Source organism: Natronococcus pandeyae (genome assembly GCF_008122205.1).
Taxonomy (GTDB): Archaea; Halobacteriota; Halobacteria; order Halobacteriales; family Natrialbaceae; genus Natronococcus; species Natronococcus pandeyae.
Genome location: NZ_PHNJ01000008.1, coordinates 58866 through 74281, shown reverse-complemented (window position 1 = coordinate 74281; position 15416 = coordinate 58866). Strand labels below are relative to the sequence as shown.

The following is a 15416-nucleotide window of genomic DNA, read 5'->3' as shown; positions in this document are numbered from 1 at the left end:
ACTGATAACCGAGAGACAGCATTTATGGTAGTCGTATCGCAACCAGGGGGATGGTGTACTACTGAATGTCGACAGGGGTGCTCATCGTGGACGACTCTCATTTTATGCGCAATCTCCTCCAGCAGATACTCGAAGGGGACTACCACATCCTCGCGGAGGCGTCCAACGGTGCCGAAGCCGTCAAACTGTACAAGGAGTACGAACCCGACATCGTCATGATGGACATCGTGATGCCGAAGTGTAACGGCATCAAGGCGACCGCGGCGATCAAAAAGATCGACCCGGACGCCCGCGTCATCATGTGTACGAGCGTCGGTCAGCGTGAAAAGATGAAACTCGCCGTAAAGGCGGGGGCGGACGGATACGTGACGAAACCGTTCGAGGAACCAAGCGTCAGAAAAGCGCTTTCGGACGTCATCGCGGCATGACGCGTGTACTCGTTGTCGACGACTCCCAGTTTATACGCACGGTCATCGACAACGCGCTCACGGAGGCCGGCTACGAGGTCCAGACGGCGACGAACGGCGCGGACGCCGTCGACGCCGTCGCGGAGTACGATCCGGACGTCGTGACGATGGACGTTCAGATGCCCGGCGTCGACGGCATCGAGGCGGTCGAACGGATTATGACGACGAATCCAACCGTCGTTCTCATGCTCAGTGCCTACACGGAACGCGGCGCCGAGGCGACGCTGGACGCACTCGAGCGCGGTGCCGCCGGATTCGTCCACAAACCCGACGGCTCAGACTCCAGAAACGTCGCCCACCTCGCCGACGAGGTGGTCGAGCGAGTCGACGAACTCGCGGACGCAAACGTCTCGTCGCTCGCGCTCGCACGCGTCTCGGCGACCGCTCACGCGACCCGGTCCGAACGATCGAGTCGACAGGTGACTGCGGCGACGACGGTTTCGGCGACGGGTTCGACGGAGACGATCACCGAGTCGCAGCCAGAGCCGGAACGACGTTCCGGAACGCGATTCGGTGTCCCCGGAAACGAGGCCGAGGCCGATTCCGATGCCGAGCTGGCGACGAACGACGCGGCGACGCGGGAGTTCGTGCCGAACCCGACGATCGTTCTCGGGGCGTCGACCGGTGGTCCAAAGATCATCGAACGAACGTTCGAGCGGTTACCGATCGAACTCGGCGCGAAACTGGTCGTCGTCCAGCACATGCCGGCGGGATTCACCGACCGGTTCGCGGCCCGTCTCGACTCGCGAAGCGAGTACGACGTCCGGGAGGCCGGAGACGGCGACCGTCTTCGACCCGGTGAGGCAGTGATCGCACCCGGCGACCACCACCTCGAGGTCGCGGCCACCGTCGGCGGACGGCTTCGTCTCTGCCTCGACGACGGGGAGCCGCGCCACGGCGTCCGGCCGGCGATCGACGTGACGATGGAGAGCGCGGCCGAGCGGGTCGACGATCCGCTCTGTGGCGTCGTGCTGACCGGAATGGGTCGCGACGGCGCGGCCGGTATCGAGGCCATCAGTGCCGCCGGCGGCCACACCGTGGCACAGGACGAGGCGACGAGTCCTGTTTTCGGTATCCCCGGTCAGGCAATTCGAACGGGTCACGTCGACGACGTCGTGCCCGCCGACGGGATCGCCGACGCCCTCGTCGACGTCTTCAGTGTAGAAGGTGAGACCGATGACTGATTATGTGACAGACTTCGTTCAGGAGAGCGAAGAGCAAATCACGGAGTTGAACAACGCGCTGCTGGCACTCGAGCGGTCGCCGGACGACGACGAGGCGATGGAACGGATCTTCCGGATCGCACACACCCTCAAGGGGAACTGCGGTGCGATGGGTCTCGAACCCGCAAGTGACCTCGCACACGCGATCGAAGACCTGCTCGACGCCGTCCGCTCCGGCGATCTCGAGGTGTCGGCTGAGACGATGGACGGCATCTTCGACGCCGTCGACGAACTCGAGACGATGATCGACGAGGTCGCCGACGGCGGCGAGATCGAGACCGATCCCTCGGCGACGATCGAGTCGCTGCGGGCGCAACTCGAGGCGGAGGCGAACGCGGCGACGCTCGAATCGCCGTCGCCGGCCGAACTCGACGACGTGCTCGCACGGTTCGAGCCGCCGGCCGATCCCGACCACGACGCCTACCTCGCTCGACTCGTGATCACCCCCCACGAGGAGATCAACTACGGCGAACTGGTCGTCGAGGCATTGATCGACGCCTTCGATCTCATCGGCACCGAGCCCCCGCGCAGCGCGATCGAAGCCGACGAGTACGGCGATTCTTTCGATGCCGTCTTCGGCACCCCTGTCGGCGAGACCGCGATCGCGTCGGGACTCGAACCGGTCGAGGAGGTCGACGAGTTCGAGATCGTCGCGGTAACCGATCGCCTCACCGCCGCGGAGGAGGTCGAAGACGACCTCTCCACGGACGATGCCCAGGAGCTCGAGGTCGACGACCTGCTCGACGAGTTCGACGAGTTCGACAACCTGGATGAGCGAGTCGAGGAGTTCGAAGACGACGACCTCGACCCGTTCGACGACATGGGCGACGCCGGCTCGTTCGACGATCTGCTCGGGGACGAGGTCGACGACCTCGAGCCGAAGAGCGAGCCGACGGCCGACTCCGAGACCGGGTCGACGGCAGCGGCGGACGATCCTACAGAAGCAGACGACGGCGATACTTCGGACACGGACGAATCCGTCGACGACGCCGGTGCGGTCTTCGACGAACTGAAAGACGAAGTCGAGATGGTCGGCTTCGACGAACTCCAGGACGAACTCGCCGAACTCGAGTTCGACGAGTTCGACGACGACGAGGAGGTCAGCATGTCGGAACTCCTCGGCGAGGACGGCGAGGAGGTCGAAGACGATCCCTTCCTCGACGGTGATCTCGAGGACGACGAGGCGGGCTCTGCGGAAGACGAGTCGACGCCTGACGCCGACGAGCCGGGTCTCGAGGACGATGCGCCAGCCCCCGAACAGCGCGACGACCAGCAGGTCGCCCGGTCCGGCGACGAACTCGACGAAGACGAATCGCCGGAACCGGACGAGGTGCCGTCTCCGGACGCGAGCGAGACAGAGAGACCAGCACCGGACGAGGACCCCGCTGTCGACGAGGGGGCCCCTACCGAAGCGGCGGACGCCGAAGCCGAAACGGTATCCGCCGACGCGGATTCGGACGCCACGGCCGACGACGAAACGGCCGCCAACACCGATGTCGAGCCGTCGAAAGCCGACGCAGCGGTCCCGACAGAGTCGGTGACGGATGCCGTCGCCGATGAGGACGACGAAGTGGAGGCCGACGGCGACTCCGACACGGAACTCGAGGGCGAGGACGATACCGCACTCGAGGAACGGAGCGCTCGAACCGAGGTCGAGGCGACTGAGGTGGTCGACGCAGCGGAGGACGCCGAGGACGCCGAGGACGCGATCGAACCGGCGTCGACAGCCGACGAACGACCGGACGAATCCGACGGTGACGAAGCGGACGCTGACGAAGCCGATGTGAGCGGGATCGACCCGGACACAGCAGATCGAACGTCGGCGGGCGATCTCGAGACGGAGTCGGCCACGGCGGCCGTGCCAGACGACTCCGAGTCCGACCCCTTCGCGACCGAGGAGAGCGAGTCGAGCACCGCGGTATCGCCGGCCGACTCAGAGACTGGCGACGCGGTAGTCGCGAACGCCGAGGATACGGTCGAGGCGGACGACGCGGTCGACAACGCGGACGACTCGATTGCCGACCAGCCGACGAGCGTCGCCGGCGAAGAAGACGGCGAGAGGACCGACGATGCCGAGACGGTCCCCGGTGCGGACGGTTTCGATCCGATCGACGACGAGAGTCGTTCCGGTGCGAGCGACGACACGAGCGGATTCGACGAGAGCGACGACACGAACGGGTTCAGTGAGAACGACGACGGGACCGACACGCTCGAGCCCTCCGGGTTCGGCGAGGACGAACCGGACGAATCCGACCCCTTCGACATTGGAGCCGAGGACGACGCCTTCGAAACGACGTTCGGCTCCGAATCGCTCGAGGAGAGCGACCCAGCGGCGTTCGAGACGGAGTTCTCGGCGCTCGACGACGGCTCCGAGAACGAGGCGCCGGATTCGCTCGAGTTCGAGGGCGACTCGGCCGACAACTTCGAGGAAACGTTCGGCGATCCGTTCGCCGACGACGCAGGGTCCGAAACGGGCTTCGACGACGCGTTCGCGGACGACGTCCAGACGGACGACACCGCGTTCGCCCCGGAGCCGGACGCGTCCGCGGACGGCCTCGATACGGACGCAACCGACGACGGGACGGAGGGACCGATCGTCGACGAACCCGATCTCGAGATTCCGGACGTTACCGTCCCGGATCGATCGGATCTGACGCGCAAACCCGGCGAGGGAGCGGACGACACCCAGTCGGTTCGCGTCGACGTCGAGCAGATCGACACTCTGCTCACCCTGGTCGAGGGGCTCGTCACGAGCCGCGTTCGGCTTCGGCACGCGATCGACGAGGGGGAGGAACTGCGAGCGATCGCAGCGGAACTCGACGACCTGGAGGACCTGACGACGGAACTCCAGGAGACGGTGACGAACGTTCGACTCGTTCCGCTGAACACGGTCACGAACCGCCTCCCGCGGGTCGTTCGCGACATCGCCCGCGAGCAGGACAAGGAGGTCGCTTTCGAGATGACCGGTGAGGACGTCGAGCTCGACCGGAGTATCCTCGATCGGATCGGCGATCCGCTGATCCACCTGGTTCGAAACGCCGTCGACCACGGTGTCGAGCCGCCCGAACAGCGAGAGGCCGCGGACAAGCCACGGGAAGGATCCGTGACGGTTACCGCCGAGCGGGCCCGTGATCGCGTGACCATTACGGTCGCGGACGACGGGAGCGGCCTCGATCCCGACCGGCTCCGGTCCGAGGCCGTCGAGGCGGATATCCTCACCGAATCCGAGGCGAGCGACCTCTCGGACGACGCGGCCTACGACCTCGTCTTCCATCCCGGCCTCTCGACGGCCGACGAGGTAACCGACGTCAGCGGACGCGGTGTCGGGATGGACGTCGTCGAGCGGACGATCGAGGATCTCGACGGCACCGTCACGGTCGACAGCGACCCCGGCGAGGGGACGACCGTCACGATGACGCTGCCGGTTTCGATCGCCATCGACGACGTGCTCTTCCTCGAGAGTGGTGGGGAGGAGTTCGGCATCCCGCTCAAGGCCGTCGACGACATCCAGGCCGCCGAAACCGTCGAGACGGCCGACGACGACTGTCCGTTCGTCTCCCTCGACGAGGCACTCGAGACACCGGAACCGAACGCGGACGAAGACGGGATGATCGTCCGGATCCGCGACGAGGTTCGGTCGGTCGCGCTCGGCTGTGATCACGTTCACGGCCAGCAAGAGGTCGTCGTCACGCCCTTCGAGGGCTTCATGAACGGCGTTCCCGGGGTCAGCGGTGCGACGGTCCGCGGGCGCGGCGAAGTGGTCACCATTCTGGACGTAACGACGCTATGAACGAACACACACCCCCACCGAGCAATCTATGACGATGAAGGTAGACATTCGGAAACTGAGTTTCATAAACGAACTGGCAAAAGTCGGGACGAACGGCGTCGCCGACAACATGAGTAAACTGACCGGCGAGGACGCGAAGATGGAGGTGACGAAGACGAACTTCATCGACGTCGACGACCTCGAGTCCCAACTCGAACCCGGCAAACGCGTCGGCGTTCGCGTTCGACTGCTCGACCCCCCACACGGACACATCCTCGTTCTGTTTCCAGAGGCGAGCGCGAAGAAGATCACGGCGATCATGCTTCAGGACGTCGTCGACGACATGTCCGGCGTCTCGGGGAAGATGGCCAGAAGCGCCGTCGAGGAGATGGGGAACATGATGGCGAGTGGCTTCATCGACGGCTGGGCCGACGTGCTCGGTCGAGGGATCGACACCGCCGCGCCGCAACTCGTCTACGCGTCCGCCAGCGACATCGCCGTTCGGACGGCCGGACTCGGCGGCGACGATCTCGCGCTGTTCTTCGACTCCGATCTGACGGTGCCGAGCTACCAGATCGAGGCCGAGATCTACGCCTTCCCCGAACTCGAGGAGTTCGTCGAGATGGTCAACGACATCGAACTCACCTCAGCATGAAACTCGACGTCAGCGTACTCGGAACGTTCTATCGGATGGCTCGGGAAGGTGCCGGGCTGGCCGCCGGTCGACTGACCCACATGACGGGCGTCGAGACCCGGGTCGGCGTGACGAAACTCAACTTCATGCGCGGCCGGGAGATCCGCCGGGAGTTCGCCGATTCGACGCAGAACGTCGGCGTCCGCGTCAAACTCACCGGGGCCATCGAGGGCTACTCGGTCGTCGTCTTCGACCGCGAGAACGCCCTCCGGATCGTCGACACCCTGCTCGACGAGGCCGACTCCGACGAGTTCGACGGGATGGCCCGGAGCGCGACGACCGAAGTCGGCCACATCATGAACAGCGGTTTCATCGACGGCTGGGCCGACGTCTTAGAGGCCGTCATCGACGTCTCGACCCCCGAGTTCGTCGAGGGGGCATCCGCCGAGCCGTTCTTCGGCGACATCGACGAGACGCCCGCTGAAGACGACCTCGCCTTGCTCTTCCAGAGCCAGATCGAGACCGTCGGCACCGAGATCGGCTTTAGCCACTACCTCTTCCCGAAGCGGGAGTCGATGGCGCGGCTCTTGGAGCGGCTCCGGACGAGCGAGGGTATCGACTATGACAAACTCGACGGCTTCGACCGGATGGCCGAACGCGGCGCCGAAGAGGTCGCCGAGACGGCGACGACGCTGACCGGAATCGATACCAGCGTCGAGATCCGGCGGCTGAACTTCGTCTCGCTCGAGGCGATCCCCGAACAGATCGCAGAGGAGATGCTCGTCGGCGTCGCCTTCGAGTTCGACGGGCTGCCGAGTGGCTACCTGCTGTTCCTGTTCGACGAGGAGTCGGCCTACGAGATCGCCGACGCGATGTTGCCGACGGCGGTCGACGAGGACGGCTTCGGCGAGATGCGCACGAGCGCGATCACGGAACTCGGGAACATCATGGCGAGTGGCTTCTTAGACGGCTGGGCGAACGTCCTGGATACGACGATCGATCACTCGCCGCCCGAGTTTATCCACGACATCGGGGCCGCTGCCGTCGATCCCGTCATCATCCAACTCGGCGAGAGCCAGGACTTCGCGTTCGTCTTCGACACCGTCGTGATGGCCGACGGGAAGGAGTTCGACTGCGAGGTGTACGCGATCCCCGACGAGGACGACTTAGAGCGCGCACTGAACGACCTCGACGTCGATCGGATCGAGGACGCACCGACGACGGCCGAGTTCCAGGAGCTCGACAACGTATGAAGACGTACGGAAGCGAACCCGGCGCACCGCAATCGGTCCAGGTTGGCATCTCCGAACTGGCCGTCAGCGACGGGAACGACACCCTCCGATCGTACGGGCTGGGCTCGTGTCTCGCGATCGCCCTCTACGATCTCGAGTCCGAGATCGGCGGGCTCGCCCACACGATGCTTCCCGACGGCGACAGCGCGGACAACAGCGACGTCAAACCGGGCAAGTACGCCGACACCGCGATCAGGGCCTTGCTTCGACGGATGGTCGAACGGGGCGCCAGCTACACGACCGTCGAGGCGAAGCTCGCCGGGGGCAGCGACATGTTCGAGTTCGAGAGCTTCGGCGACGGCGTCGGCGAACGAAACGTCGCCGCTGCACGAGCCGAACTCGAGAAACTCGGCGTTCCGATCGTCGCGGAGGACGTCGGCGGCGACTACGGCCGCACCGTCGAGTTCACACCGGAATCGGGAACGCTGCTCGTCAAGACGGCGAGTAGCGAGGAGAACGAAGTGACCGAACTGTGAGCACTGACGAGGCGTTCGTCGACATCCTCGAGTTCGTCGAGCGCGAACTCGGGTTCGCGACGAGTCACTACAACGACAGCTACCTCGACCGGCGGATTTCCTCCCGGATGCGCCGGACCCGCACGGAGACGTACCGTGAGTACTTCGACCTCCTTCGCCGCGACTCCGAGGAGCAGGTCGCGTTGCTCGACGCGATGAGCATCAACGTCACGGGCTTCTTTCGAAACCCCGACGTCTGGTCGGGAATCCGTGCGGTGCTTCGGAGGCTTTCGGACCGATCGGGGACGATCCGCGTCTGGAGTGCCGCGTGTGCGGACGGTCGCGAGCCGTACTCCGTGTCGATGCTCGCCCACGACGATCCCGAAATCGACGAATCGCGCATCCACGTGCTGGGAACGGACATCAGCGAGCCGGCACTCGAGACGGCCAGATCCGGCGTTTACGAGGAGTCCAGAACCGTCGATCTGGACGACCAGCTCTCGTTTCTCGACGAGTACGCACAGTACGTCGACGTCGACGGACGCCGATATCGGGTCGACGACGACGTGCGACGCAACGTTCGGTTCGAGCGCCACGACCTGATCAACGACGATCCCAAGGCCGGCTTCGACCTCGTCGTCTGTCGGAACCTGTTTATCTACATCGACAACGACTACAAGCGGCCGATGCTCCAGACGATTTCGCGCTCGCTCCACTCCGACGCGTATCTCGTCATCGGCAAGGCAGAAACGATCCCGCCCGCGCTCAAATCCACGTTTTCCGTCCAGAACGCCCGACTCAGAATTTACCAGCGGGCGACGAGCGGGGACGGCCGAGCGAGCGGTCGAACCGCAAACTCGAGTTCGCAGTCGTAACGCCGCCCCACCGGTTCGAGAGATCAGTACGTCTCGACGAGAACGCGGTCTCGCTATCGCGAGAACCGGTCGAGATCGGCTGCGTTACTCGTCCGTGAAGGTGAAGACGTCGCCAGCGTCCGTGTCCGCCCCCGTCTCCGTCTCGTCGGGCGTGTGATCACCGCCGTCGAGCGTGTAATCATCGCCCTCAGGCGTGTAGTCGTTGCTCCCGGCCGTCTCCTCGTGGGGCTCGCTCGAGAGGGGCGACTCGTTGGCGGGTGAGTCGCTCTCGGCGTCGGGCGCCGTCTGGAAGCGATCCAGCATCACGGAGAGCTGCGTCGCCTGGCCTGCGAGGTCGTTTGCGCTCGTGGACACGTCGGTGATCGCGGCCGTCTGTTCCTCCGCGGCGGCCGCTGCGGTGTCGGTTTCGGCGGTCGTCGTCGCCGAAATCGAAGCCGCCTCGTCGACCATCGCGACGACCTCCTGGGTCGAGGCGGCCTGCTCTTCGGTCGCCGCGGAGATCTCCTGGACGCCCTCGTTGGTCTCTTCGGCGTAGTCGGTGATCTCGTCGAGCGCGTCCGCGGCGTCCTCGATCGAATCGGTGTGTTCGGCGACGCGCGAACTCGTCCGCTGGACCTCCGCCGCCGTCCGTTCGGTCTGGTCCTGAATCCGATCGAGTCGTTCCTCGATGCGTTCCGCCGCCAGTTTCGTCTCGTTGGCGAGCTCTTTGACCTCGTCCGCGACGACGGCGAACCCGTCGTCGGCGCTCGACGACCGCGAGGCCTCGATGTTGGCGTTCAACGCGAGCATGTTCGTCTGCTCTGCCACCTCGGAAATGAACTCGAGTAGTTCGTCGATCTGGCCCATCTCCGCCTCGAGCCGTTCGATCTCCGTGACGGCCTGGTCGGATTCGGCCTCGATCTCGTTCATCCCCTCGATCGCTTCCTGGGCCGCCTGCTGGCCACGCCGGCTCGTCTCGACCGTCCGCTGGGCGTAGGTCGCGACCTGACTCGAGGAGGCGGCGATCTGTTCGGTCGTCGTCGAGAGGCCGTCCATCTCGTGTGTAACCGCCTGGAACCGTTCGTGCTGCCGGTCGGCGCCGTCGGCGATCTCCTGGACCGATTCGGTCACCTGCTCGGATGCGGCCCGGACCTCCTCGCTCGAGGCCGTCACCTCTTCCGAGGCCGTCGCCACCTCGTTGGCGAACGCCGTCGCCTGGCTCGTCGCTGCCTCGATCTCCGCGATCATCTCGTTGAACTCGGTCGCAAGTTCTGTCAGCGCCTCGTTCTCGCTTTCGGGATCCATGCGAGCGGTGAGATCGCCGTCGGCACAGCCGCGCATGACCTCGCGGTAGTCTTCGACTGTCGACTCGAGGTGCTCGTTAATTTGCTCGGTTTCTTTTCGTGCCCGTTCGGCGTCCTCACGAGCCTCGTGTGCCGTCCGGATCTGTTGTTCGAGTGAGTCGCGCATGCTTCCGAAACCGTCGTAGAGCCGGCCGATACTGTCGATCCGGTCCGTTTCGAAGTCGACATCGAGCTCGCCGCTTTCCATACGCTCGGCCTTCGAGGTCAGTCGATCGATCGACCGGGAGGTGTTCCGCCCCATTACGCCTCCGACGGCCATCACGAGTACGATACCGCCGATCGACGCGTAGATTCCCCACGCGCTCACGTCGTCAACGATTCCGTAGGCTTCGCTCTCGGGAGTGTGGACGACGACGTAGAAGTTGCTGTCCTCGGTGATCTGGGCCGTCGTCGCGAGGAACTCTTCGTCGTGATACGCCTCGTCGACCGACTGCTCGAGCGCTGCCCGTGGCGTCCCGGCATCGTAAATCGACGGCGTCTGGTCGACCTCGTCGAAGTCGATATCGGTCTCGTAGACGTCGTAGAACGCTTCGCCCGAGGTATCCATGTTGATCACGGGTTCGTCTTTCACCATCGGTTCGTCGCTCTCGGTGCGGTCGTCGTCGATCACGGGACCGGGATCCCCAGTGTAGACCGCGTACGTCGCCGTGCCGTCGCTGGTAATCATCTCGTCGACGTAGTCGTAGACGTCGATGGCGAGCACGGTGAGTTCCGTCCCGTCTTCGTCGACGGACTCGACGTAGAACAGCACCGGCGTGCCGTCCTGTACCGTCCCGATCAGCGGATCTTCGGAGATGTCGGCGTCCGCCCGCTCGACGGCCTCCATGTCGACTGCGGCCCACGTTTCGTCGGCGTCCGTAATCGGTTCGCCGGCGAGGTCCTCGTTCGTACTGTGTGCGATCGCACCCGTGGAGAGATCGACGTGGTGGATGTCGTGAACCCCGTCCTCCCCGTCTTTTCGCTGCTCGAGATACGCCCCCTCCTCACTACTTCCTGCGATACCCGTCGCGACGTCACCCGCGAAAAACTGATTCCGCTCGTTCCACTGGTCGATATTGTTCGCTTCCTGTGCTGCCAGTTGCTTCTGGTCGTCGTGGACCTGGCTCTGTACCTCTCCGGCAACCAGTTCCGTCCCCGCGTATCCGATCGCCCCGATCGACAGCCCCAACAGGAGCAACACGAGCACGAACTTGAGTGCGTAGCTTCGCCTGATAACCCGCGGTATCATCCGTTTCCCCAGACCGGACATATCTCTAACCTATCACACAGAATAATAGTTTTTGCTAGATATTATCACAGCACGAGTCTGTGTTCTAATACAACAGTTCTCGATGCGTTACTAATCCTTACATACGCGGCGATCGACTCCTCACGAACGATGACCGATCTCGACACCCGTTCGTTCGTCACTCGCGCGCTCGCGCTGGTCGGGTCGTCGCCACCGACGACGGCCCGCGAGACCCGAACCTGGCTCGTCGAGCCGTTTCTCGAGGCGCTCGGATGGTCGCTCCGCGACGAAGGGTGCAGGACCGATCGAACGCTCGAGGATGCGCGACTCGAGTACGTTCTGGCCGTCGATTCGATCCCGGCCGTACTCGTCGCCGTCGAACCCTGTCCGGACGCGTTGGACGAATCCCGCGTCCCGGGGCTGCTCGAGGCGATGACGTGGACGGGCGTCGACCGCGCGATCTACACGAACGGTCGCGAGTACCTCCTGCTGGCCGGGACGACCGACGCCGAGCAACTGGCCTGTCGACTCCCGTCGCTCCCGGACCACGAATCGTCGCTGCAACACTACTCGCGTGCAACCGCCCGGGATCGACTCGAGCACGGCTCTCGCGAGGCCGTCAGCCGCCAGCTTGCCGTCGATCGGATGGCGATCCGCGATGGGATCGTCGACCAGTTGACGGCCGCGACCGGGACCGAACGCTACGCGGACGAGTTCGAAGCCGGCGTCGAGCGATTGCTCGACCAGTTCGTCGTCTCGTTTACCGACGAGGACCGTGACGCGGCGGTCGACCGGGAGGGCATCTCACTCGAGTACACAGGGCCGTCACTCTCGACCGACGAACTCGGCCTCGACGACGGCGACCGAACCGAAACCAGCACTGTAGAGCCACGACAGACCGAATCGGACTCGACTCCCGACGTGAATTCGGAACTGGCCGACGGCGACCGGCCAGCATCTGATCGCGACGACGACGGCGAGTACGTCGTTCGCTTCTTCACCGACCGCGGGTCGATCGGTGCGATCGGTCACTCTTCGGCTACGCAGGCCCTCGTCCAGGCAACCGAGTACTGCCTCGAGCGCGGGCTCGCCGGGGTCTCGGTTCCCTGGAGTCCATCGGAGGAGGACGGCGAGACGGTCCTGAACGACGAACCGGTTCGCGCCGACGGCTCGTCGATGGAGTCGCCACAGCAGCTCTCGAACGGCTACTACCTCGAGACCGCCGGGAGCGTCGATGACCAGGCGGATAGGGTAGAAGCACTGGCGTCTCGAGCGGGGTTGCGTGCGATGCTGACCGGTGACTGGGAAAGTTGAAACCCCAGATCGCAAGAACGCGGTCAGTATTCGATATCGACAGTGACGATCGTCACATGAATGCGTTCAACACCGTCACATTCCCAGTCGTCGTTTTCCCAGGCGTCGTATTCCGGGTTCTCTACCGAAACGGTGACGTCGGCGTCACCGGGCGTTTTCGTCTCGGTCGTCCGGTTCTCGACGCTCAGCGTAAATCCGACTCCGTCACTGCTCTGTATCGAGCGATCGTCAGCATCGACTTCCACGAGCGAAATGATGGCCGTATCACTTCGACAATCAAACCAGGGCTCTTCGTAAACGACGCCGCCGTTTGTACTCTCCCGGATCAAACCGCCACCTTCGTAGGCGATCGTCTCGTCGTCGTAGTGGTATGCGAACTCACCGAGATTGAACGATTCGTCTTCTCGATCGAACCAGTCCTCGTCGTCTTTGATTGTCTCATCGTTAACCTCGATCGTTACCTCTGTTCCCTCATCACCCGTCGTCACTGTGCCCTCGCGAAGCGATAGTTCGCCGTGACGTTTGTCGATACCGTCATACCGCATCACGTCGTTGAAGTTGTCCGCGAGGGCCTCCATCGCGCGCTCGCCGTTTCGGAGCTGTTCACCCTCCTGATAGTCCTCCATCGCCTGGAAACCGGTCATCGACAGCACCGCGACCGACGTCATGATGATCGCGAAGACGAGCACGAACGAGAGCACCTCCGAGACCGCACGATCCTCGTCGTCCGGTCCTGGTGTTCGGTTTCGTCGCATCAGTCCGCCTCCTCGAGTCTGATCCCGTCGCTATCGTCGTAGACGATCTCGATCGTGCCACCCGAGACCGAACTCTCGCCGTCGATCTCGACATCTTCGGCGAGCGGGACGTAGACCACGACATCGACGTCGGTAGCCGACAGCCGAACGCAATCAGTCTCACCGTCGAGCAACGGCCCGTCGCACTCCTCCCGTAACTCTACGGTGTATCCCGTGTTCGAGACCGTCCGCGGATGTTCTGCGGTGACTCTCACATTATCCGCGCCGTTGTCCCCCATTCGATCGGCGTTGTCGATCTCGTTGGCAAGTCGCTCGCCGACGGTTTCGAGCGACGAGTCGACCGAGCGGTCGGTCTGGGCCTCGAGTACCGAACTCCCGGCGATCAGCAACATCGCGATGAGGATCGTCGTGATCCCGATAGTCAGGACGTGCGTGACGGTAATGGAGACCGCGCGGTCGTCGGCCGCGAACCGTTCGCGTCCCGTCATTCGTCACCTCCGTAGACGGAGATCCTCTGCGTTCGCTCGTAGGAGGCGTCGTGCGAGTCGTAGGCGACGTCGACGGTGACTGACCAGGCGCCGTAGTAGGTCTCTTCGATGAGCCCCTGTGGATCAAGTTCCTCGTCCCCCTTTACGACCAATTCGAATGTGCCTTCGGTGGGATCTTCTTCGTCGGATATTTCGATTGTTTCGTACGATTTGTCGCGATCGATTATCGAGAGGTTATCCTCGAGATACTCGACTTCCTCGGCGTCACAGTTGTCTTCCACTCGCAGATCAACGTCTCCAGCGACGAGATCGAACCTGGCCTGGTCGCCATTGATATCACAGTTGCTGCCGTCGACCGAGAACGTATCTTCGTCGCTGGTGATCGTAACGGTCGTAGTGTCTCCATCTTCAGGCATCGCGCTAATCGCTAGTTCCTTGTCCGTGGTCGGTGTGAGGTTGAGCTCGAAGTGTCCAATAGAGCTATTTATGTCCTCAATCTCTCCGTCTTCGACGTCTTCGGTGACGACCGTCGCATCCTTGACTGTCTCGTTGAACGAAACGTTCGTAGCTACTGGCCGACTGTTCGCCGTCGAGTTCCGATACTGATCGTCGAATCCTCCAGGATCATCGATATATCTCGTCAAATTGACTTCGTAATCGTCCAGACTTTTACCGTTTCCTTCAACGTTCTCGTAGTGAGCAATTCCACCGACGCCGTCCGCCAGTTCGTACTCGACCGTACTGACGTCCGTCGCGATCTGGCTCGAGGAGCCCGAAGAGAGCGCTTCCGTGTAAAGAATCCCGTTGAACACGACGACGATCCCGAGGATGATGAACGCCAGCGTGATCGCGCCGATGAGGATGATCTGTCCTCGGTCGCGGGAGTTCGTCTCGGTCCCTACCATACTGTTACGCGCACCTCCACGACGGTGTAGACGGGTCCATCACTGCCTTCAGCCGGCGCAATCGGATACTCGTACTCTTCGTCGTCGTGAACGTTCCCATCCTCATCCTTCAGTTCGATCTGCTGATCCCTGTTCTCTGGTGCCGTCAGAATGTCGTCTTCGAACAGCGTCACGGTGTAACTCGCGGTGAACGCGTCCGGTGGTGCCGATCCCTGGTACACCATTCTGGTCGCGTTGAACTCCTCACCATCGTTGGCGACGAGTTCGACGTTATAACTGTGGCCCTTCTCGGCGAATCTCGACTCGAGGATCTCGCCGAGCGTCGACTGGTTCGCGAAGGAGCCGACATCGTACGTCCGTTCTCCATCAGGACCCGGCTGACTCGCGTTGTGGAACCCTCCCTCTCCGTCGTTCGCATCCTCGTCCCAGCTCCGAATCGTCTCCGAGAGACCACCGTCCTGCGCGGCAACGACGAGTGCGTCCTTCGTTTCCTGCTGAAGCTGGTTCTGTACCGCCCGGTCCGCCGTCCCGCTGGTCGTCGGCATGATGACGACGGACTGGAGCGCGAGGAGGACCGCCATCAGTACGACCATCGCACCAATGAACCCCTCGAGCGTATAGGCTTGCCCGCGATCCGTTCCCTCCGTGGATGAACTTCCGAGCATGGT

At 63.4% G+C, this 15416-nt stretch carries 13 protein-coding genes; 8 read left to right on the top strand and 5 right to left on the bottom strand.

What is annotated here, in order from left to right; translation table 11 throughout:
- Nucleotides 1–65 precede the first annotated feature (65 nt).
- From CV102_RS15210 to CV102_RS15180, 7 genes are read left to right on the top strand one after another with little or no spacing between them, the layout of a single operon-like run.
- Nucleotides 66–428 (top strand): response regulator, encoded by a 363-nt coding sequence (locus CV102_RS15210; RefSeq protein ID WP_148858866.1) that lies wholly within the window; start codon nt 66–68, stop codon nt 426–428.
- Nucleotides 425–1651 (top strand): chemotaxis-specific protein-glutamate methyltransferase CheB, encoded by a 1227-nt coding sequence (gene cheB, locus CV102_RS15205; RefSeq protein ID WP_148858865.1) that lies wholly within the window; start codon nt 425–427, stop codon nt 1649–1651. Before CV102_RS15210 ends, cheB begins: the two co-directional genes overlap by 4 nt.
- The gene (locus CV102_RS15200; RefSeq protein WP_148858864.1) at nt 1644–5480 is read left to right on the top strand and encodes a chemotaxis protein CheA; all 3837 of its coding nucleotides are present in this window, start codon (nt 1644–1646) and stop codon (nt 5478–5480) included. The genes cheB and CV102_RS15200 overlap by 8 nt, the downstream gene beginning before the upstream one ends.
- A gap of 28 nt (nt 5481–5508) precedes the next feature.
- Nucleotides 5509–6114, top strand: a complete 606-nt coding sequence (locus CV102_RS15195) for a chemotaxis protein CheC (protein ID WP_148858863.1) — start codon at nt 5509–5511, stop codon at nt 6112–6114.
- Complete coding sequence (locus CV102_RS15190; RefSeq protein WP_148858862.1) at nt 6111–7346, top strand: chemotaxis protein CheC; 1236 nt, start codon at nt 6111–6113, stop codon at nt 7344–7346. Before CV102_RS15195 ends, CV102_RS15190 begins: the two co-directional genes overlap by 4 nt.
- The gene (locus tag CV102_RS15185) at nt 7343–7861 is read left to right on the top strand and encodes a chemotaxis protein CheD (RefSeq protein WP_148858861.1); all 519 of its coding nucleotides are present in this window, start codon (nt 7343–7345) and stop codon (nt 7859–7861) included. The genes CV102_RS15190 and CV102_RS15185 overlap by 4 nt, the downstream gene beginning before the upstream one ends.
- Nucleotides 7858–8715 (top strand): CheR family methyltransferase, encoded by an 858-nt coding sequence (locus CV102_RS15180; RefSeq protein WP_148858860.1) that lies wholly within the window; start codon nt 7858–7860, stop codon nt 8713–8715. Before CV102_RS15185 ends, CV102_RS15180 begins: the two co-directional genes overlap by 4 nt.
- 84 nt (nt 8716–8799) lie before the next feature.
- Here CV102_RS15180 and CV102_RS15175 read toward each other — a convergent pair whose 3' ends face one another.
- The gene (locus tag CV102_RS15175; RefSeq protein ID WP_148858859.1) at nt 8800–11307 is read right to left on the bottom strand and encodes a methyl-accepting chemotaxis protein; all 2508 of its coding nucleotides are present in this window, start codon (nt 11305–11307) and stop codon (nt 8800–8802) included.
- A 129-nt stretch (nt 11308–11436) separates the two neighbouring features.
- On the opposite strand from CV102_RS15175, the gene CV102_RS15170 reads away from it, so the two are divergent.
- The gene (locus CV102_RS15170; RefSeq protein WP_148858858.1) at nt 11437–12600 is read left to right on the top strand and encodes a hypothetical protein; all 1164 of its coding nucleotides are present in this window, start codon (nt 11437–11439) and stop codon (nt 12598–12600) included.
- A 23-nt stretch (nt 12601–12623) separates the two neighbouring features.
- Here the strand turns inward: CV102_RS15170 and CV102_RS15165 are convergent, their stop codons facing one another.
- The 4 genes from CV102_RS15165 to CV102_RS15150 are packed head-to-tail and all read right to left on the bottom strand — an operon-like array spanning nt 12624 to nt 15413.
- Entirely contained in the window at nt 12624–13355 is a 732-nt protein-coding gene (locus CV102_RS15165; RefSeq protein WP_148858857.1) for a DUF7289 family protein, read from the bottom strand.
- The gene (locus tag CV102_RS15160; RefSeq protein WP_148858856.1) at nt 13355–13843 is read right to left on the bottom strand and encodes a DUF7266 family protein; all 489 of its coding nucleotides are present in this window, start codon (nt 13841–13843) and stop codon (nt 13355–13357) included. The genes CV102_RS15165 and CV102_RS15160 overlap by 1 nt, the downstream gene beginning before the upstream one ends.
- Nucleotides 13840–14748, bottom strand: a complete 909-nt coding sequence (locus CV102_RS15155; protein ID WP_148858855.1) for a hypothetical protein — start codon at nt 14746–14748, stop codon at nt 13840–13842. The genes CV102_RS15160 and CV102_RS15155 overlap by 4 nt, the downstream gene beginning before the upstream one ends.
- Nucleotides 14742–15413, bottom strand: coding sequence for a DUF7288 family protein (locus CV102_RS15150; RefSeq protein ID WP_148858854.1), 672 nt, complete (start codon nt 15411–15413; stop codon nt 14742–14744). Before CV102_RS15150 ends, CV102_RS15155 begins: the two co-directional genes overlap by 7 nt.
- Nucleotides 15414–15416: the final 3 nt, after the last annotated feature.